Raw genomic sequence first — 18,597 nt, forward strand, 5'->3', positions numbered from 1 at the left:
AAAATTGAGGTATGAGACTACTCTAGAGAGGGGCAATTTAATGGGGAATTATTTAGTATTACAAACAGATTTTGGACTTGGTGATGGAGCTGTCAGTGCAATGTATGGTGTTGCTCACATGGTAAGTGATGATATTACCATTGGTGATTTGACCCATGAGATCCCTCCTTATGATATTTGGGCGGCATCGTATCGTTTGTATCAAACGGTAAAATATTGGCCGCAGGAAACCGTTTTTGTTTCTGTTGTTGATCCTGGTGTGGGCAGCACGAGACGAAGTATCGTAGCAAAAACAATTTCTGGACATTATATCATCACACCAGATAATGGGTCGTTAACGCACATCGCTCATTATCAAGGCATCAAAGAGATTCGGGCAATTGATGAAGTAACCAGTCGTTTGCCACATTCAGAAGAAAGCCACACCTTTCACGGTAGAGATATCTATGCGTATAATGGGGCACGTTTAGCGAGTGGAAAAATTTCTTTTGAAGAGCTAGGAAATATTGTTGCCAACGATTCTATCCAAGCATTGCCTTTGATTGAAGCCAAGCATAGCGAGCATATCTTAGAAGGCAGTATTGATGTTTTAGATATTCGCTTCGGTTCTTTGTGGACAAATATTCCTTTAGCGTTTATGAAAGAAGAAGAAATCACTCATGATGATCAACTACAAGTTACGATTTATCATCAAGGGAAAAAAGTTTACCAAAACATTATGAAGTTTGCAAAATCTTTTGCAGATGTGAATATTGGGGAACCTTTAGTTTATGTTAACTCATTGGTCAATATTGGTGTGGCAGTCAATCAAGATTCATTTTCAAAACTGTATCATATCGGAACGGGGACCGATTGGACCATCCAGTTAAGAAAAGCACCAAAAATTATTTTTGAATAGGAGTGGGGATAAATGAAAAAAGATTTTTCAGTAAAAACAATCGTCGCAATTGGGATTGGATCAGCAGTATTTGTTATTTTAGGTCGTTTTGTTGTGATTCCAACCGGATTTCCTAACACAAACTTAGAAACAGCTTATCCATTTTTGGCATTAATTTCTGTTATTTTTGGACCTGTAGCAGGCGGCTTGATTGGTTTGATCGGTCATACGTTAAAAGATTTTACAACATATGGCAGTGCATGGTGGAGTTGGATCATCTGTTCTGGTATTATAGGGGTAATCTATGGTTTAGCTGGAAGAAAAATCGATCTTCAACATGGTGAATTCAATAAAAAAGACATTATTTATTTTAATATTTATCAAGTAATTGGAAATGCGGTTGTTTGGGGACTGATTGCACCGACCTTGGATGTGTTGATTTACAGTGAGCCAGCAAGTAAGGTCTATACGCAGGGTGTGATTGCTGTAGTCTTGAACATCATCGCTGTTGGAATCATTGGAACCTTATTGATGGCAGCTTATGCGGCAACTCGCACAAAAAAAGGTAGTTTAACAAAAGATTGATTATATAGTAAAATGAAATTAGCATAAATATAATTTCTGAAATAAAATTAAGGGCGAGAAAAAGCAAGCTTGATTTTTTAAGTTTAGTCCTTTTCTTGTCCTTTTTACATAGAATAAAGGAGCGGCATCGATGAAAAAACCACTGATAATATTTGACGATTTTACTTTTCAATATCATAGTCAGGCTGAACCAACATTACATAATATTGATTTAACGATTTATGAAGGGGAAAAAGTCCTTGTCGTTGGTCCAAGCGGCAGTGGCAAATCAACTTTTGCTCAATGCATCAACGGCTTGATTCCCTATAGCTATGAAGGGGAAATAAGCGGATCTGTCAAAATAGGCGACAAAGACTTAACCAAGACTAGCTTATTTGATTTATCATTTGATGTTGGAACAGTATTGCAAGATACAGATGGTCAATTTATCGGGTTAACAGTAGGAGAAGATGTTGCATTTGCTTTAGAAAATGATGAAGTTTCACAAATGAAGATGCATGAAGAAGTCGATCATTGGACTAAAATAGTCGGCTTAAATGACTTTTTACATCATCGACCGCAAGATTTATCTGGTGGTCAAAAGCAACGAGTATCAATGGCAGGTGTTTTGATTGATGAAGCACCAATTTTATTGTTTGATGAGCCGTTAGCAAATCTTGATCCTAAAGCAGGAAAAGAAACGATTGCTTTGATAGAAGAGATCCATCAAAAGACCAAAACGACTATTTTGATTATTGAACATCGCTTAGAAGATGTTTTGTATCGTTCGGTTGACCGTGTGATTGTTTTTAATGAGGGAAGAGTGGTAGCAGATTTACCAGCTGATGACTTATTAAAAACAGAGATTCTAACTGAACAAGGAATTCGAGAGCCACTCTATATAACTGCAATGAAATATGCTGGTGTAGACTTAGAAACGGTTGAACAGCTGTCTAACATTGAAAAAGTTCAAGCACCAAATTTAAAAGAGCAAATGGAAAACTGGATGACCAAACAAACCAGATTTTCAGAGCAAAAAAACTTACCAGCATTATTAGAATTAGAAAAGGTGACGTACCAATATAATCGAAATAATCAGTATGTTTTAAATGAAGTTTCAGTTGCGTTTAATCGTGGAGAAATGCTTAGTATTGTTGGGAAAAATGGCGCTGGTAAATCTACCTTGAGTAAAGCTATTTGCGGATTTGTTACACCTCAATCGGGCAAAATGAGCTGGTCAGGTACCGATTTTACACTGTTTTCTATCAAAGAACGTGCGGATAAAATTGGCTTTGTTATGCAAAATCCAAATCAGATGATTTCTAAGAAAATGATTTTTGAAGAGGTTGCTCTAGGGTTGACATTAAAAGGAGTCTCAGAAGCTGAAATCAATGAGCGAGTTGAAAAAGTCTTGAGAATCTGTGGGCTACATTCGTTTCGTCATTGGCCAATTTCGGCGCTGAGCTTTGGGCAAAAAAAACGCGTTACGATTGCGGCGATTTTAGTTTTAGAACCTGAAATGATCATATTGGATGAGCCGACTGCAGGACAAGATTTTAAACATTATACTGAAATGATGACATTTTTAGAAGAGCTGAATCAAATGGGCGTCACGATTGCAATGATTACTCATGACATGCATCTGATGCTGGAGTATACAGATCGAGCGTTGGTATTATATGATGGTAAAATTATCGCTGATACAACACCAGTAAAGGTTTTAACAGATTCTGAGTTAGTAGAACGAGCTTCTTTAAAAGAAACAAGTTTATTTACTTTTGCCCAACATTTAGGGTTGGATGATCCGTTTTTATTTACAGAAAACTTTATGACGTATGATCAGGAGGTGCGTTTGAAATGAATGAACATCAGATGTTAGGCTACATTCCTGATAAGACAGTTATTCATAAGTTAAATGGAACAGCTAAACTGATTTTTCTGATTCTATTATCGATTGCTTGTATGACAACCTATGATACCCGATTTTTGATAGGTATGACCTTATTTTCACTGGTTTTATTTAAGCTATCAAATATCAAGTGGCATCAAATTTCCTTCGTTGTAAAATTTATTTTTGTTTTTTCATTATTGAATATCATTGCAGTTTACCTGTTTGCACCAGAATACGGAGTAGAATTATATCAGTCTAGAGCGGTTATTTGGGAAGGGATTGGGCGATTTACCCTGACGCAAGAGCAATTATTTTATGAGTTCAATCTAGTTCTAAAATATTTTTGTACGATTCCGTTAGTCTTGATTTTTCTGTTAACAACGAACCCAAGTGAGTTTGCTTCTAGCTTAAATCGAATCGGGGTTAGTTATAAAATAAGTTATGCTGTAGCTTTGGCAATTCGTTACATTCCAGATATTCAAGAAGATTTTGTCAATATCTCTCTGGCGCAACAAGCTCGTGGTTTTGAGATGTCTAAAAAAGGGAAACTTATGCAACGAATCAAAGGAACGGCTCAGATTGTTTTTCCTCTGATCCTTTCAAGTCTAGATCGTATTGAGACGATTAGTACAGCAATGGAGTTGCGGCGCTTTGGTGAAAAGAAAAAAAGAACCTGGTATGCACAACAACCATTTCATATTTCTGATTTTATCGTTATAGGGTTAGCTATTGTACTGACGATGGTCAGTTTTGCCTTATTCAAAGTAAATAGTGGGAGATTTTATAATCCGTTTAACTAATATTTTTTAGAGCCTGGGACATAACTCAAAAAGTTATGTTTCAGGCTCTTCGTATCCGAATAAATGGTGGGAGCAGAAGCAACCCCTTCGGAAATAAGCTGAAATTCACAAAAATTTGAAGTGCAATTTTCGTGAATTCCTTCTTATTTCTCGGGGGTAAACACTCCTGTCCCAACCTCTTTCTATTTCTTGTTTCTGACTAGACCAATTCCTTTTTCATATAAAAGTATTGACAGGTATATTCTTTATATTGTATTATTAGTGCAGTTTCTATTTGAAGTTTTGAAAAGGAGGTTAGTTATACCAATAATGGAATAGCGCCAGGCCTGATTCATCAGGTGACGAGGAGAGAGCTTATCGAAAGATTCGGCGGATGGCTCTAGGGACTGCACTCTACAAGTTGGACATAAAACATAATTGCAACGTTATAACAAAATGCCAACTACGCAGAATAGAAACCAACAAGAAACAAATCAAGAAAAGAGCAGAGACGGATAAAAAAATAGAGAGTGGTTTTAACAGGAAACGACTTAATACTTATATTTTATCCGCCAATTCCTTTTTTCTTGGTCAATGATTTAAGAAAACCGAGAAAGTAGGAAATAGATAATATGTGTGGAATTGTAGGAATTATTGGAAAAGACAATGCGACTGATATCTTAGTTCAAGGATTAGAAAAGTTAGAATACCGTGGTTACGACTCAGCAGGTATTTTTGTAACTGGAAAAAATCAAGACGATCATTTAGTAAAATCATTAGGTCGAATCGCCGATCTACAAAACAAGATCAGTCCAGAAGTTCAAGGAACTGTGGGGATCGGACACACGCGTTGGGCTACGCATGGCAAACCGAGTGAAAGAAATGCACACCCACATACATCAAGCAATCATCAGTTTATTTTAGTACACAATGGTGTGATCGAAAATTTTGAAGAAATAAAACAGGAATTTCTTCAAAATACTCCACTAGAAGGTGAAACAGATACTGAAATTGCCGTACATTTGATTGAATATTTTGCAGAATCTGGAATGACAACAAAAGAAGCCTTTAAAAAGGCACTGAATGTGATTAAAGGTTCGTATGCATTTGCATTGATTGATAAGAATGATCCAGACACGATTTATGTAGCAAAAAATAAAAGTCCATTATTAATTGGATTGGGCGATGATTTTAATGTAATCTGCAGTGATGCGATGGCAATGCTAGCTGAAACAAACCATTTTGTGGAAATTGCTGATGGGGAAACGGTCATTGTTAAAGCGGACAAAATCGAGATCGAAGATCAAAAAGGCAATTTGGTTTACCGTGAATCCTATGAAGCACAACTAGATTTAAGTGATATCGAAAAAGGAGCATACCCTTATTACATGTTGAAAGAAATCGATGACCAGCCAGCTGTTATGCGTCGAATCGTACAGGAATATACAGATACTCTTGGACGAACTGTGATCGATGAAGAAATCATTAAACAAATAACTGCTAGCGATCGTATTTATGTCATCGCATGCGGAACTAGCTATAATGCTGGCTGGGTGGGAAAAGCGATTCTCGAAAAAATGACGAACATTCCAGTTGAAGTGCATCTTTCAAGTGAGTTTGGCTATAATATGCCATTATTATCAGACAATCCATTTTTTATTTTCTTGAGTCAAAGTGGAGAAACAGCGGATAGTCGCCAAGTATTGGTGCAAACTAGTGAGTTAGGGTTACCGTCGCTTACACTAACAAATGTAGCTGGCTCTACTTTATCTAGAGAAGCCGATTACACGTTATTACTTCATGCAGGACCAGAAATTGCGGTTGCGTCAACAAAAGCTTATACGGCACAAATTGCAGTTTTAGCAGTGCTTGCTAAAGCCGTTGGCGATAGCAAAGCAAACCCGTCCTCACTTGATTTTGATATTGCTCATGAATTAAGTGTGATTGCTACAGTTATAGAATCGATCATTGCTGAAAAGATGACAATTAGTCAATTGGTAGAAGACTATTTAGCGACTACAAGAAATGCGTTTTATATCGGGCGTGGTGTAGATTACTATGTATCGATGGAAGCATCATTGAAGCTAAAAGAAATCTCATATATCCAAGCAGAAGGTTTTGCTGCTGGAGAATTAAAACATGGAACGATTGCGTTGATTGAAGAGATGACACCCGTTTTTGGCGTGATCACAGATAAAAAAACAGCGGCACATACACGTGGAAATTTAAAAGAAGTTGAAAGTCGTGGTGCTCGCAACTTTGTTATTGCTCTGTCATCATTGGCAAAAGAAACGGATCAATTCATTATACCAGATGTGCATCCATTATTGACCGCTTTAGTGAGTATCATTCCAACGCAATTGATTGCTTATTTTGCAACATTGCAAAGAGGCTATGACGTAGATAAGCCTCGTAATTTAGCCAAAAGTGTAACGGTCGAATAAAATAAAACAACAGCTGAACTTATTCTTTGGGAATAAACTCAGCTGTTGCTTTATTTTATCGGTATTGTCACGTCAAATGTTGTTCCAGTCTCTTTATCACTACGAACACTGAGTAAAAAGTGATGACGTTCAGCGATTTCCTTAGCAATTGCCAAACCCAATCCGGTACCGTCTAGTTGCTCCTTAGAACGTGCTTGGTGGAAGCGTTGAAAGATCTCTTTTTGTTCCTTTGGAGAAATATAGGAACCTGGATTATGAACACTGATGTTGATCGTATCATTTACTTTGTTCGCTTGAATCTCAATAATTGCTTTAGGTGGTGCAAACTTAATGGCATTTTCTATCAAAATAACAAACAGCTGTCGAATTCGACCATAGTCACCATTGACAACAACGGGTTCTTCTAAAGAGGTTTTAAAACACAATTGTTGTTCTTTTGGTGAAGTTTTCAAGCGGAGACTCCTCAAACTGTCTGATAAAACATCATTGATTGCAATAGGCTCCATTGTAATCGTAAATTCTGGATTTTCTAACCGAGATAATTCTAGCAAATCATTGATCAAGCGCTCTAATACGATTGATTCTGCTAATAATTGTTGGTGATATTGCTCGATCTTTTCTGGTTGCTGGATCAACCATCATTTAAGGATTCGAGTGAGCCGCGAATGATCGTTACTGGCGTTCGCAATTCGTGAGAAATCGTGGATAAAAAATTTTTTTGTGCTTGTTCACGATTTTCCCGCTGAAATTTCGCTTCTGCTAAACGATTTTTTTTAATAGTCAATTTTTCGCTCAATTGACCTATTTTATCTTTAGTCTGGATGTCTAACGATTCTTCATAATTTTCTACAACAAGCTCTTCTGTAAAATGACTCATTTTATTGATCGGGGCGATGAATTTTTTTGATAATAAAATAGAGAGTAACAGTCCGATGTTCCAAGCAATCAAAATACTGATAAAGAGCAATAAATACCCCTGATTCTCTTCTTTATGAACGCTGGAGACTGCTGAATGAAGTAAAACCACAGCTAAAACAGTGCCATCGTTATTCGTGACAGGAGCACCGACTGTTACGGTTGGTTTTCCAATAAAATGACTAAAAGCATTACTAGTCGTTGTTTTTCCAGCATAAACTCTTTTGATGACATTTTGCGCATTCTCAGGTAACTTACTATATTCTTTATTGTGCATACCATGACCGACGGTAATCGTATCAGCATTTTCATCAACTATCCAAATATCATCCAGTGCTAACTGATCCATGAAATTAAGGAAAGAAGAATACCCCATCCCCATCTTAATGGAAGAACCAGATCCCATCATGCCATTCATAGATGAGTTACTTTCATTTGTAGTTTCTTGTTCGTCAAAATAGTGGCTTAAAGTCTCGGCGATAACTGTTGCTCGGCGTGTCATTTCTTCTGTATGGATCGTGATCGTTTGTTTAGAAAATAAAGTACTAAATGCTACACCAATTACTAATGAAAAAAGCAACAGCGTTAGAGAAAAATAAAGAATAAGTTTTCTAGTCAGCTTGTTTTTCATTTGTTACCCTCAAACTTATACCCTTGGCCCTAAACCGTCGCAATTTTCCAATTTGGATGCGAGAATTCGTCTAGTTTGGCGCGCAATCGTTTAATATGAGTATCAACCGTTCTTGCATCGCCAAAGTAATCGATGCCCCATAAACTATCCAATAAGTTATCTCGAGAAAAAACTTTTTCTGGATTGGCTAAGAGTAGCCATAAAAGCTCTAATTCTCTTTTTGTTAAAATAATTTCTTGAGTGGCGATCGCTACTTTTTTTTCTTCCAGATAAACAGTCAAATTATCATAAGTCAAATGATCCATAGTATGCTGATTTTCTTCTGTTCGTTCAATTCGTCTTAAAATTGCTCGGATTCGTGCCATCACTTCACTTTGGGAAAATGGTTTCACAATATAATCATCGGCGCCAATATCTAACCCCATGATGCGATGATAGTCTTCTCCTTTGGCTGTGATCATGATGATTGGGACATTTGATGTTGCACGTATCGTTTTGCAAACACCAAATCCGTCGATTTTTGGTAGCATGACATCTAATAAAATCAATTCAATCGCATGGCTAGAAAATGCATCTAAGGCTGCTTGACCATTGTCAGCTATAATTGGATTAAATCCTTCTTTTAAAACATATTCTTTGAGTACTTCTGTAATTTGTAAATGATCATCAACGATCAAAATATTTTTCATGAGAGGACCTCCTAGATTCTTCTTTTATTATAGACAATAATTACGCGTTTAGGGAATTTATTTTCGACACATATTTGACACAATTATTTATTAGACTCAAGTCAAGTTATTCAGTTAGAGCTGGACCAACGTGTCACATTTTTAATCAAGGAGGAATCAGAACATGAAAAAGAAGATGATTAGTGGATTATTTGTAGGCTTATTGATAGGTACAATGGGATTTGTCACAGTGAGTGAAGCCGTAGGGCAAGGTGAAGAGGATCGTATGGATTCTTATGAAATGAAGTCTAGACATGTAAGACATCGAGAGGTCATGAATAATCAATTGACCGATGAGAAGAAACAAGATCAAGTAATGTCAGAAGATGAGTATTATGGTAGAAGACAAAATCGTGATCAAAATCATATGAGGAAAACAAGAGGTAGACATCAGAGTAGAATGAATGGTTCTTGTTTGTAAAATTATAAAAATAGATAAATAAAAAAATATTCCCCCATCAGAGAGATGGAGGGAACACAAATCAAATTACACACAACCATAAAATACCATACTTCCTAATAATTCTCAAGAATTTCGATGTTTAGGAAAAAAAATGAGAATTTCTTATAAAGAAGGGATATTCTATAAATAATATGGTTGTTTTCCTAATGAAACAAGGAGTATAAATATATAATAAAAACATTGCTCACATAAAAGGAGCAATGTTTTTTGAACTGTTTATAAAACTCGTACAGCAAAGTCTGGAGCATAGGAAGCAACTGTTGCGACTTGGACAACGTCGCCAGGAACGGGTGCATGGATATAAGAACCATCGCCTGTTGAAATTCCTACGTGATAGGTCCCACCGTGACTTCCCCAAAAGACTAAGTCGCCAGCTTGAGCTTCTGCAACTGAAATTGTCGTTCCAGCAGATTCTTGATCAACGGTTGTACGACCTAAAGCATGCCCAGCAGCAGCAAAAGCAACTTGAACTAAACCAGAACAGTCGAAGGAATCAGGACCCGCAGCACCATATACATAAGGTTTACCTAAATGTGTTTTGGCCGAGTTAATAACCATTGAACGAGCATCTGTTTTTTTTGCTTGTTCTTCCTGTTGTTTTTTAGCCTGAGTGATTTTTTCTGTTAATTGGGATTCTTGTTTAACTGTTTCAGCCTGTTTTTTTGTAATGTCTTCTGTATTTGTTTTTAAGAGAGCTTGTTGTTGTTTTAATTCAGTTAATTGTTCTTTTTTCTCAACTATCGGGTTATTTTGGATAGGAACAGGTGAAAAAGTTGTTGTGAGTGTTACGTTCTGATCTTTAGTTGATTTTGTTGTTTCAGAGATGGCTGTAACAGATTCAATTTCTTCTAGCTGTTCAAGACTGATTTGGATTTTTTTCATTTTTTGCTCTAAGTTAGAAAGCTGAATCGTTTGTTTGCTTTTTTTATCTGAAAAATATTGTTTATCCACTTTTAACTGGGATAGTTTTTGTGAAGCTTCTGTAATGATTTTATCTGGGGGAGTTGGCTGTGTAGAGGTTGCAAAAGCTTGATTACCTATTACTAAACTAGCAGCAACGGTCAAGCCGCTTAAAAATAATTTGGTTATAATTATCTGTGTTTTCAAAAAAACGCTCCTCAAGTATTTATGTTAGTTGATCTATTTTTATAACTAAAGTGTATTCATTTTATTATTTTAAGACCAGTTAATATTTAAACACAGCTTCTTTATAATGTCTGTAAAAGATAGGTTAAATATTTGTTTCTTGGGTTACAAAAAAAGATCATTTATTTCAAAATGACGAATCATTGTAATATAGCTGAGGTTAGATTTATAGACTATCTTTTTTTCTGATTTTGATTTAAACTAGTGAAGAACGGAGGAGCGGTAATGAAAAAAGAATCAGTATTTGAGGTAACACATCAGTCAATTTTAGAAACTGCGAAGGATCTTTTTTTAACGAACGGATACAAAAATACTTCTACTCGTGATATTGCTAAAGCTGCAAATATTACACAACCAGCATTGTATTATCATTTTTCTAATAAAGAAATTCTATTTATTGAGATTAATAAACAAATTGGTATTCAGTTAAAAAGTGCAATCGAACAGATTCATGAAGAACAAGATACCATCGAAAATCAATTGATTAAATGCACCAATGCTCTGTTAACTGTCTATCATAGAGATATTTTTTCTTTTATCCATCAAAGTGCAGCAGAAATGGAACAAGCAAATAAACAGCAGCTATTTTATATATTGAATGATTATTATCTAGTTCCATTACAGACTATTTTTGAATCGAGTCAAGAGCCATTAAACAGCAGTGTGTCTTCAAAAAAGGCAGCTCAATTTTATCTGATGAGTTTGTCATTGTTATTTTCAACGATTCATCAGCTTTCTACAGAAAAAGAGCGCTCAGCGCAAATTTCTGAGTTAATGGATATGGTATTACATGGTGTTTTATCTTGAGGAATTAAATTGTTTTTTTATCATATGATAAAAAACGTTGTTTAATTCTTTTTTTCGTGTTAAAATTTTTATCAAGTGATAAAAAAACTGTTTATTTTTTTAGCTGTTTTTTTATCGATTGATAAAAAAGAGGTGGAATCAATGTTTTTAGGTTTAGAAGAAATGAAGTATTTTAAGCTTAGGTATACGTTAGTGGTTGGTGTCATTGTGTTAGTTGCTTATGTTGCATTTATGTTGTCGGGGTTAGCTAATGGACTTGCCCAAGGGGTTCGTCAAGGCGTAGATCAGTGGGAGGCAACAAGTATTATTCTATCTGGCGATGCTAACAAAAGCTTGAACGCATCAAGTTTAGTAATGGATGATTTAACACACGTAAAGGCTCAAAATGTAGAACCGCTTGGACAATATGCTGGAGCGTTAAACAAGGTTGGTAAAAACAAAGAAGCCGACAAAATCAATATTTCTCTTTTTGGCGTAGCTGAGAATAGTTCAATCAAACCTAAATTGGTTGAAGGGCGTTACTTTGAAAATGCTGGAGAAATTATTATTCCACAAAATTTAGTGGATAAAGGAATCAAACTGGGCGATGCTGTAAAAATCGGAAAACTTGATAAAGAGTTGAAGGTGGTTGGGATTACGAAACAAAATAGTTTCAGTATTGTTCCGTTAATTTATACATCCCTTGATCAATGGCAAGAGCTTAAATTTAGTAAAATCATCGAAGGTGCTCAAGCACCAATCAATGGCATCGTTGTTCGTAAAACGCCAACAAATAAGATCAAACTAGAAACAACTGATGATCATTTGGTAAAATACGGTATTGAAGAATTTATTCAAAAACTACCTGGATACAGCGAACAGAACCTGACACTCAATGCGATGATCTATTTCTTATTTGTCATCACCGCTGCGATTATTGGTATCTTTATCTATGTAATGACCTTGCAAAAAACGAGTTTATTTGGTGTTATGAAAGCACAAGGAATTTCAAATGGTTATATTATTAAATCAATCATTGCTCAAACCTTTATTTTAGGTGTGATTGGCGTTTTGATCGGTGTCATCTTGACGTTATTGACAAACCTTGTCTTACCATCTGCTATACCGTTTGAATTGGATAGTACAAACTTACTCGTTTACAGTATCGTATTGATTATCGTTGCGGTCTTAGGCGGCGTTTTCTCCATTCGGACAGTGACACATGTCGATCCAATGAAAGCGATAGGAGGCTAAGAAAATGACTGATATTTTAGTAATGGATGATATTCGGAAAACATTTGGAAAAGGTCATGCAAAAGTGGAAGCGTTGAAAGGAATCAATTTAAGTGTTAAAGCTGGAGAATTTGTCAGTATTATTGGTCCCTCTGGCTCTGGAAAAAGTACATTCTTAACCATTGCAGGCGGACTACAGTCACCTACAACAGGCAAGATCGTGATTAACGGAAAAGATTTTACTCATCTGAGTGAGAAGAAACGCTCACGATTACGTTTTGAAGAAATTGGCTTTATTTTACAGGCATCTAATTTGATTCCATTTTTAACTGTAGGAAATCAATTTACACTAGTCGATAAAATCGAAAAGAAAAAAACAGAGACTCAGCGCATCAATGACTTATTAGCTTCTTTGGATATTGCTGATTTGATCAATAAATTTCCAAGAGATCTTTCGGGCGGTGAACGTCAACGAGTAGCAATTGCTCGAGCATTGTTTAACGAACCGAGTTTGATTTTAGCGGATGAACCAACTGCTAGCTTAGACACAGAACACGCATATGAAGTGGTAAAAATTTTAGCAAAAGAAGCACATGAAAAGCAAAAAGCAACGATCATGGTCACACACGATCCAAGAATGATTGAGTGGAGCGATAGTGTTTACCGTATTGAAGATGGCAACTTGATAAAAGAGTAAAAAAAAGAAGAAGGGAAATAAACAAAAAAAGTTTATTTTCCTTCTTCTTAATTTAAAGTGTTATAAAATATGATTTTAGGTTATGATAATAGAGGAGAAAAGTAAATGGGTGGAAATACATGCAGTTGGCTAAAAAATAAAACTATACAGAAGAAAGTGAGGCAGTACAATGGATAATCGAGTAGAGGTAATGACGTTTTCGCAATTGAGGCAATTTGTAGCAGAGTTGGATGCAAATAGCGCAATTAAGGATGATACCAAAGTATTTATTGATACTGGGTGGGATAGTGTTCAAGAAGTTGAACCAAATGCTTTTCATGTTGAAGAAATTATGGAATTTAAAGTACAAGATGAGCTGACAAAAGACTTTTATGTTGGGTATACTTTGAGCGAAAAAGCAGAACGAATGCAAGCTCAGGGTCAACCAGAAACAGCTGTCATCATCAGAAATTTATATTAACAGTCAGTTGTTTTAATAGGGTTTGTTAAGAAAATTTTTTCCTTTTTAAACGATACACACTATTTCTTTTGTTAATAGGGTTTATGTAGATAAATACTATGTTATAAGAAATAATTATTAGGAAGGTGGTGTTTCTTTTGACAAATAAAATTCCATTTCCAAAGAACTATGAACGATTTATTGAGCTAGGACAAGAAGCGGCCAAAGAAAATAATTTACTCGAAGCAGTATACTATTATGAGCAGGCATATGCCATTCGGCAAGACTTTCCACTAAATTTGGTATTGGTAAATATGTATTTAGAAACAGGTGAAAATGAGCAAGCATTATCTTTAGCATCAGAAATGAAAGAAAAATATTTTGCTTACTTAGATTATCTAGAACTCTATATTCAAATTTTAATTCAGAATCACCTATTCATTCAAGCACATAGCATTATCAATGAGCGAATTTTGATGGAACAAAGTGGTGAAATGAGAAAATTGATTTCTTTGAAGAAAAAAATTCGTCATGTTGAGCTTATGTATCGGCAGTTTGAGGTTAGTAAAATCAAAGAATTAAAAGAAGAGTTAGAAGATCTTAATACACAGAACTACTATGAACAATTGGGGTTAGTCAAAAAAGCGGGTCAACTACCTCAAGATGAATTTATTGCGATTGGTAAAAAAATTTTATTGGATGAGCGAATACATAATTTAGTTCGGTCTTGGATTCTTGAAGAACTTGTAAGTCTCCATGTTAAAGAAGAAATTGAATTTCTGTGGAGAGATAATAAGAAATATACCGTTATTCCAGCCTCGATAGGCGGACCGTTGGACTGTGCTGCATATCAAAGGATTTTATTATTTTTAGAAAAAGAGTTGATCAATGATGATCTTATTTTGCTCGTAGATGTCTTAGAAGAAATCAGATTGCATTTTGCCTTATTATATCCTTTGGCAGATGACATTATCGAAAATCCCAAATTATGGGCAATTAGTTATATTATTTCATATAATCATTCGATTGCTCAAAAATTTCAAATAGATGGAAAGCGCACAGAAATCGAAAAAATTCAGAAAATCCAAAGCAAGATCCGTTTTGAATTGGAGACGATGGTTTTATAAAGTTGAAAAAGGAGGCGAAACAAAGCGGATCTTCAGTTTTGTTCGTTCTCCTTTTTTAGCAGAAATTAGATATATAGTCACGGTTTAGATTTGTGGGTCAGAAATAATAGCAGAATGAATGAGAGTAAGTAATATAGAAAAATTCCTCCTTGAATAAAAGTGATGACTAAAAATAAAAGCGGATAATCAATCGTTGTGAGCTGGTTAAAATAACGAGTGAGAAAAAATTCTGTGAGCGCTAAAAAAATGGAAAGAACCAAAAGTCTCATGTGACGCTGACTCAATACTATCAACTGCCTAACTATAATATTTTCGAAAACTTATAATAACATAAAAAACAATGTTTTTTTATCAAGTTTTAATGTAAATCGATAGATAAATGAGAAAATATATTGACTGTTAGGAAATACATTCTTATTGTGAAAAAACTTAAATTAAATAAAAAAACATTACAAAAATTGTAATGTTGGAGTGGAAAATATCTTAATGATCAAATAAGTTATGACTACATCTGATTTTAAATTATGCTATAATTCTTTATATAGCACTTTATTAATAAGTAAAATGACGCGCCCTGAGGGAATCGAACCCCCGTCTCAAGAACCGGAATCTTACGTGATATCCACTACACTAAGGGCGCAAGCACGTTTACTAGTTTAGCTGATAATTTGATAAATTACAAGGGGAAGGACCAAAAAAATGAAATTTGAACAACATTTATCACAACAACAAAAACAAGTCCAAAAACTTGCAATGACCCAACAATTACAGCAATCGATACAGATTTTACAATACAATTCAGAGGAACTTTTTGCATATATAGAGGCCAAAGCATTAGAAAACCCATTGATCGATATTCAAGCAGAAACAAACTATAGTGATTTTTCGAGTGTGGGCAGTCGCACATACACAAATGAAGAAAACAATTATTTGAATCAGATTCCTGATAACCATACTTCGCTTTTTGAATATTTGATCGATCAGATCCATTTGAATTATCGTGATACTTATTTACGAACGCTAGTATTGTTTTTAGTTGAATATATTGATTTAAATGGGTACTTGATGATCGACTTAGATGAGGCGAGTTTAAAAACAGGCGCAACGGCAATTGAAATGCTTGATGCTTTAACCCTGATCCAACAGTTGGATCCAGCGGGTGTTGGTGCCAGAGATTTGCGTGAGTGTCTATTGTTACAAGTTGAGCGAGATGATACAGCACCAGAGCTAGCCTATATTGTCATTGAAGAAGAATTTGATCATTTGGCGAATCGAAAATGGGGACTGATTGCCAAAAAATTTGATGTTGCATTATCAGAAATCCAAACGATTTTCGATTACATTCAGACTTTAACACCCGCACCGGGCAGTATTTTTGAATCGACATCAGGCTTATATATTCGTCCAGATTTGACCGTAAGAATCAAAGAAAATCAATTAACGGTTCTTTCTAATAAAACGGGTACGCCAACACTTCAATTTCAGCAAGCGTACTTTGAACGGATGGAAGCGACAGACGATAAAGAAGTGCAAGAGTATATTAAGGAAAAGAAAAATGAATTTGAATGGTTGTCAAAAACGATTGTTCAACGTGGAGATACGATTTTAAGAGTGGGTACAGAGATCGTCCAACGTCAGCAAGAGTTCTTTTTTAAAGAAGATCGTCCATTGAAACCGATGACATTAAAGGAAATTGCAGAAGTTTTAGAGATTCATGAGTCTACAGTTAGTCGTACAGTGAATGGTAAATATTTAGAAACAGAGTTCGGCGTTTTTGAGCTTCGTTCTTTTTTCTCACATGGTCTGTCAAATGATAGTACAGGAGAAGAAACATCAACTAGCAGTATCAAAAAACAACTACAATCTTTAGTAGATAATGAAAACAAAGCTAAACCACTCTCTGATCAAAAACTAGTAGATTTATTAAAAGAGCAAGAAATCGAAATTTCTCGCCGAACGGTTACCAAATACCGAGAAGCTTTAGGTATTCCTGCTTCGTCTAAACGAAAACGATATGATGATTAAAAAAGTGAGGCTAGGACAGAAGCGTTTAATCCCGAGAAATAAGAAGGAATTCATGAAAATTGCTTTCCAAATTTTTGTGAATTTCGGCTTATTTCCGAAGGGATTGCTTCTGCTCCCGCCGTTTATCCGTATTTAGGGTGTGAAACAAAAGTGTTTTTTACTTTTGTCCCACACCCACTTTTTTTGCATGGATCAAGGCTGCCAGATTAAGTGTTCAGAAGGTAATCCTTCTTCGATTCCTTGCCAGACAGAGACAAAGTGATTTTTTTCTAAAAGGTGTTTTGATGCACCATTTTTAGGGTCGATTATAGCGTAAATAGTAGCTTGCGATAGCTGCTCTGATTGTCTTACTAAGTTTAACAAATGAGTTATTATTTTTGTCGCATAACCTTTTCCCCAGTGTTCAGGTAAAATCATGTAACCGATCTCGATTTTATTTCCTCCATCCCAAGACAATTTACCAAAGCCGATATAAGTAGCTTGATCAAAGATTTTATAGTAGCCTGTTTGATCATGATGGCTGGCATTATATGCTAAGATTTTTTTGAAGTTCTCAATCGCTTCATTTTCTGGTTCTGTTTTTTCAGTAATATAACGCATGACACGGATATCTTGAGTCAGAATAGAGTAAAGCTGCTGGTCATTTTTTTGATAGAATTCAACATTTAATTTTTTATGAGTGGGCATTTATTTTCACCTGTTTTCTACAAAGTGTAGCTGATCAATTTAAATAAAAAAAACTATATCCCTTATTAGCTAAAGGTATAGTTTTTTAAGAGCCACCTGACGGATTCGAACCGTCGACCCCCACCTTACCATGGTGGTGCTCTACCAGCTGAGCTAAGGCGGCAATAATAGTAATACAGATAACAGATTACCGTAGAAAGTAAGGTTTGTCAATAGATTTCCGTTTGTGAGAGTGATTGACATCGTTTCATAAATTGTTATATAACTATTAGTTGATTTTATCCTTTATTAGTAAAAATTTTATTGACACTAGTCAACAATTCTTGCTAAACTGAAACAAAGGGGAGATGATAAATATGTTTATTGTTTGGGGTAGTAAAGGATTTGAACAAGATTTAGGGGATACGGTGATTCAATGTGACTGTAGCCATTGTAACAACGAAGTGGTTATGCAAGGAAAACAAATCGGACGAAAATTCACGTTATTTTGGATTCCGCTTTTTACAACATCATCTAGTCATTATCTACTATGTCCAATTTGCGGATATGGTAAAGAGTTATCTAAGGATGTTTTGACGCAATACCTAGTTAGTACTGCTGAAACAATCACCGAATAAAAAAATTAAAAAAAGGTTTGACATGGAATTTATTTTCCAGTAGAATACAACGTAACAACAAATGAATAACAGTCCGTTGAAGAGAAGAGTAAATTTGGACGTGCTTCACAAGAGAGTCTCGGTTGGTGAAAAGAGATAAGCGCATAAGAATTGAAGATGGCCTCATGAGGACAAGCTGTTGATAAGTAAGCAGCTTCGGGAAAGCTCCCGTTATCAAAGCGACAAGTTATAAGACTTGGTCTAAGAAAAGTAATGAGGATTACTTTTAAAAAAAAGGTGGTACCGCGATTATTCGCCCTTTACTAGCATAAGCTGGTAGAGGGCTTTTTGTATGTTGAATAATACAAGACTGACGAAGGAAGTATTGATCCTTCAAACAACTAAATCAAATAAATAAAGCAATGAGATGGAAAGTACAGATGAAACGATATCTAACAGAGAGCTTGGGTAGCTGAAAACAAGCGGTAAACGACATCTAGAAAATGGCCATTGAGCAGCGCTTCGAGTGAATCATTCATAAGACAGCGACGGATGTACCCGTTATAGTA

18 protein-coding genes, 2 tRNA genes and 2 other annotated features (1 of these 22 cut by a window edge) are annotated in these 18,597 nt (G+C 35.4%); of the genes, 13 read left to right on the plus strand and 7 right to left on the minus strand.

Annotated features, from left to right (window positions below):
- The first annotated feature begins 40 nt into the window (after window positions 1-40).
- The 5 genes from A5866_RS15335 (at window position 41) to glmS (ending at window position 6,555) form a co-directional block, all read left to right on the plus strand.
- A complete protein-coding gene (locus tag A5866_RS15335) occupies window positions 41-898 on the plus strand; it encodes an SAM hydrolase/SAM-dependent halogenase family protein (RefSeq protein WP_086444909.1) in 858 nt (285 codons plus the stop codon).
- 12 nt (window positions 899-910) lie between these two features.
- On the plus strand, window positions 911-1,462 hold the full coding sequence (locus tag A5866_RS15340; protein ID WP_086280414.1) for an ECF-type riboflavin transporter substrate-binding protein: 552 nt from the start codon (window positions 911-913) through the stop codon (window positions 1,460-1,462).
- A 130-nt stretch (window positions 1,463-1,592) separates the two neighbouring features.
- Window positions 1,593-3,302: an ABC transporter ATP-binding protein gene (locus tag A5866_RS15345; RefSeq protein ID WP_086444908.1), complete on the plus strand. Its 1,710-nt coding sequence runs from the start codon at window positions 1,593-1,595 to the stop codon at window positions 3,300-3,302.
- Window positions 3,299-4,132 (plus strand): energy-coupling factor transporter transmembrane component T family protein, encoded by an 834-nt coding sequence (locus A5866_RS15350; RefSeq protein WP_086280420.1) that lies wholly within the window; start codon window positions 3,299-3,301, stop codon window positions 4,130-4,132. The genes A5866_RS15345 and A5866_RS15350 overlap by 4 nt, the downstream gene beginning before the upstream one ends.
- Window positions 4,133-4,743: 611 nt before the next feature.
- The gene (gene glmS, locus A5866_RS15355) at window positions 4,744-6,555 is read left to right on the plus strand and encodes a glutamine--fructose-6-phosphate transaminase (isomerizing) (protein WP_086444907.1); all 1,812 of its coding nucleotides are present in this window, start codon (window positions 4,744-4,746) and stop codon (window positions 6,553-6,555) included.
- A gap of 50 nt (window positions 6,556-6,605) precedes the next feature.
- Here glmS and A5866_RS15360 read toward each other — a convergent pair whose 3' ends face one another.
- The 3 genes from A5866_RS15360 to A5866_RS15370 are packed head-to-tail and all read right to left on the minus strand — an operon-like array spanning window position 6,606 to window position 8,790.
- Entirely contained in the window at window positions 6,606-7,190 is a 585-nt protein-coding gene (locus tag A5866_RS15360) for a sensor histidine kinase (protein WP_254907587.1), read from the minus strand.
- Window positions 7,187-8,101: a histidine kinase dimerization/phospho-acceptor domain-containing protein gene (locus A5866_RS15365; protein WP_254907586.1), complete on the minus strand. Its 915-nt coding sequence runs from the start codon at window positions 8,099-8,101 to the stop codon at window positions 7,187-7,189. The genes A5866_RS15360 and A5866_RS15365 overlap by 4 nt, the downstream gene beginning before the upstream one ends.
- Window positions 8,102-8,130: 29 nt before the next feature.
- Window positions 8,131-8,790, minus strand: a complete 660-nt coding sequence (locus A5866_RS15370; RefSeq protein WP_086444906.1) for a response regulator transcription factor — start codon at window positions 8,788-8,790, stop codon at window positions 8,131-8,133.
- A gap of 163 nt (window positions 8,791-8,953) precedes the next feature.
- Between A5866_RS15370 and A5866_RS15375 the strand changes: the two genes are divergently transcribed.
- Complete coding sequence (locus A5866_RS15375; RefSeq protein ID WP_086444905.1) at window positions 8,954-9,250, plus strand: hypothetical protein; 297 nt, start codon at window positions 8,954-8,956, stop codon at window positions 9,248-9,250.
- 258 nt (window positions 9,251-9,508) lie between these two features.
- Here A5866_RS15375 and A5866_RS15380 read toward each other — a convergent pair whose 3' ends face one another.
- Window positions 9,509-10,399 carry a C40 family peptidase gene (locus A5866_RS15380; RefSeq protein WP_086444904.1) on the minus strand — a complete coding sequence of 297 codons (891 nt, stop codon included), beginning with the start codon at window positions 10,397-10,399 and terminating at the stop codon, window positions 9,509-9,511.
- A 264-nt stretch (window positions 10,400-10,663) separates the two neighbouring features.
- Between A5866_RS15380 and A5866_RS15385 the strand changes: the two genes are divergently transcribed.
- From A5866_RS15385 to A5866_RS15405, 5 genes are all read left to right on the plus strand, one after another.
- The gene (locus tag A5866_RS15385; RefSeq protein WP_086280436.1) at window positions 10,664-11,245 is read left to right on the plus strand and encodes a TetR/AcrR family transcriptional regulator; all 582 of its coding nucleotides are present in this window, start codon (window positions 10,664-10,666) and stop codon (window positions 11,243-11,245) included.
- 141 nt (window positions 11,246-11,386) lie between these two features.
- Window positions 11,387-12,478: an ABC transporter permease gene (locus A5866_RS15390; protein ID WP_086444903.1), complete on the plus strand. Its 1,092-nt coding sequence runs from the start codon at window positions 11,387-11,389 to the stop codon at window positions 12,476-12,478.
- A gap of 4 nt (window positions 12,479-12,482) precedes the next feature.
- Entirely contained in the window at window positions 12,483-13,154 is a 672-nt protein-coding gene (locus A5866_RS15395) for an ABC transporter ATP-binding protein (RefSeq protein WP_086280442.1), read from the plus strand.
- Window positions 13,155-13,323: 169 nt separating this feature from the next.
- Window positions 13,324-13,614, plus strand: a complete 291-nt coding sequence (locus A5866_RS15400; protein ID WP_086444902.1) for a hypothetical protein — start codon at window positions 13,324-13,326, stop codon at window positions 13,612-13,614.
- 128 nt (window positions 13,615-13,742) lie between these two features.
- Window positions 13,743-14,720 (plus strand): hypothetical protein, encoded by a 978-nt coding sequence (locus A5866_RS15405; protein WP_339099690.1) that lies wholly within the window; start codon window positions 13,743-13,745, stop codon window positions 14,718-14,720.
- A gap of 568 nt (window positions 14,721-15,288) precedes the next feature.
- On the opposite strand, the gene A5866_RS15410 is transcribed toward A5866_RS15405, so the two are convergent.
- Window positions 15,289-15,360, minus strand: a tRNA-Arg gene (locus A5866_RS15410).
- 59 nt (window positions 15,361-15,419) lie between these two features.
- On the opposite strand from A5866_RS15410, the gene rpoN reads away from it, so the two are divergent.
- Window positions 15,420-16,745: an RNA polymerase factor sigma-54 gene (gene rpoN / locus A5866_RS15415; protein ID WP_086444900.1), complete on the plus strand. Its 1,326-nt coding sequence runs from the start codon at window positions 15,420-15,422 to the stop codon at window positions 16,743-16,745.
- Between the two features lie 192 nt (window positions 16,746-16,937).
- Here the strand turns inward: rpoN and A5866_RS15420 are convergent, their stop codons facing one another.
- Window positions 16,938-17,432 carry a GNAT family N-acetyltransferase gene (locus tag A5866_RS15420; RefSeq protein ID WP_086280455.1) on the minus strand — a complete coding sequence of 165 codons (495 nt, stop codon included), beginning with the start codon at window positions 17,430-17,432 and terminating at the stop codon, window positions 16,938-16,940.
- Window positions 17,433-17,522: 90 nt separating this feature from the next.
- Window positions 17,523-17,595, minus strand: a tRNA-Thr gene (locus A5866_RS15425).
- 193 nt (window positions 17,596-17,788) lie between these two features.
- Here A5866_RS15425 and A5866_RS15430 point away from each other — a divergent pair.
- On the plus strand, window positions 17,789-18,049 hold the full coding sequence (locus A5866_RS15430) for a zinc-ribbon domain-containing protein (RefSeq protein ID WP_086280457.1): 261 nt from the start codon (window positions 17,789-17,791) through the stop codon (window positions 18,047-18,049).
- Window positions 18,050-18,116: 67 nt separating this feature from the next.
- Window positions 18,117-18,352 (plus strand) — a binding site (T-box leader).
- A gap of 89 nt (window positions 18,353-18,441) precedes the next feature.
- Window positions 18,442-18,597: a binding site (T-box leader), on the plus strand; it runs 96 nt beyond the window's last position.

This window comes from Enterococcus sp. 12C11_DIV0727, assembly GCF_002148425.2.
Lineage (GTDB): Bacteria > Bacillota > Bacilli > Lactobacillales > Enterococcaceae > Enterococcus_L > Enterococcus_L lemimoniae.

Coding starts and splice junctions, on each gene's coding strand:
- A5866_RS15365 (WP_254907586.1), bottom strand. CDS start 8,101: ATGAAAAACAAGCTGACTAGAAAACTTATTCTTTATTTTTCTCTAACG.
- A5866_RS15345 (WP_086444908.1), top strand. CDS start 1,593: ATGAAAAAACCACTGATAATATTTGACGATTTTACTTTTCAATATCAT.
- A5866_RS15340 (WP_086280414.1), top strand. CDS start 911: ATGAAAAAAGATTTTTCAGTAAAAACAATCGTCGCAATTGGGATTGGA.
- rpoN (WP_086444900.1), top strand. CDS start 15,420: ATGAAATTTGAACAACATTTATCACAACAACAAAAACAAGTCCAAAAA.
- A5866_RS15395 (WP_086280442.1), top strand. CDS start 12,483: ATGACTGATATTTTAGTAATGGATGATATTCGGAAAACATTTGGAAAA.
- A5866_RS15400 (WP_086444902.1), top strand. CDS start 13,324: ATGGATAATCGAGTAGAGGTAATGACGTTTTCGCAATTGAGGCAATTT.
- A5866_RS15430 (WP_086280457.1), top strand. CDS start 17,789: ATGTTTATTGTTTGGGGTAGTAAAGGATTTGAACAAGATTTAGGGGAT.
- A5866_RS15385 (WP_086280436.1), top strand. CDS start 10,664: ATGAAAAAAGAATCAGTATTTGAGGTAACACATCAGTCAATTTTAGAA.
- A5866_RS15375 (WP_086444905.1), top strand. CDS start 8,954: ATGAAAAAGAAGATGATTAGTGGATTATTTGTAGGCTTATTGATAGGT.
- A5866_RS15350 (WP_086280420.1), top strand. CDS start 3,299: ATGAATGAACATCAGATGTTAGGCTACATTCCTGATAAGACAGTTATT.
- glmS (WP_086444907.1), top strand. CDS start 4,744: ATGTGTGGAATTGTAGGAATTATTGGAAAAGACAATGCGACTGATATC.
- A5866_RS15390 (WP_086444903.1), top strand. CDS start 11,387: ATGTTTTTAGGTTTAGAAGAAATGAAGTATTTTAAGCTTAGGTATACG.
- A5866_RS15370 (WP_086444906.1), bottom strand. CDS start 8,790: ATGAAAAATATTTTGATCGTTGATGATCATTTACAAATTACAGAAGTA.
- A5866_RS15335 (WP_086444909.1), top strand. CDS start 41: ATGGGGAATTATTTAGTATTACAAACAGATTTTGGACTTGGTGATGGA.
- A5866_RS15420 (WP_086280455.1), bottom strand. CDS start 17,432: ATGCCCACTCATAAAAAATTAAATGTTGAATTCTATCAAAAAAATGAC.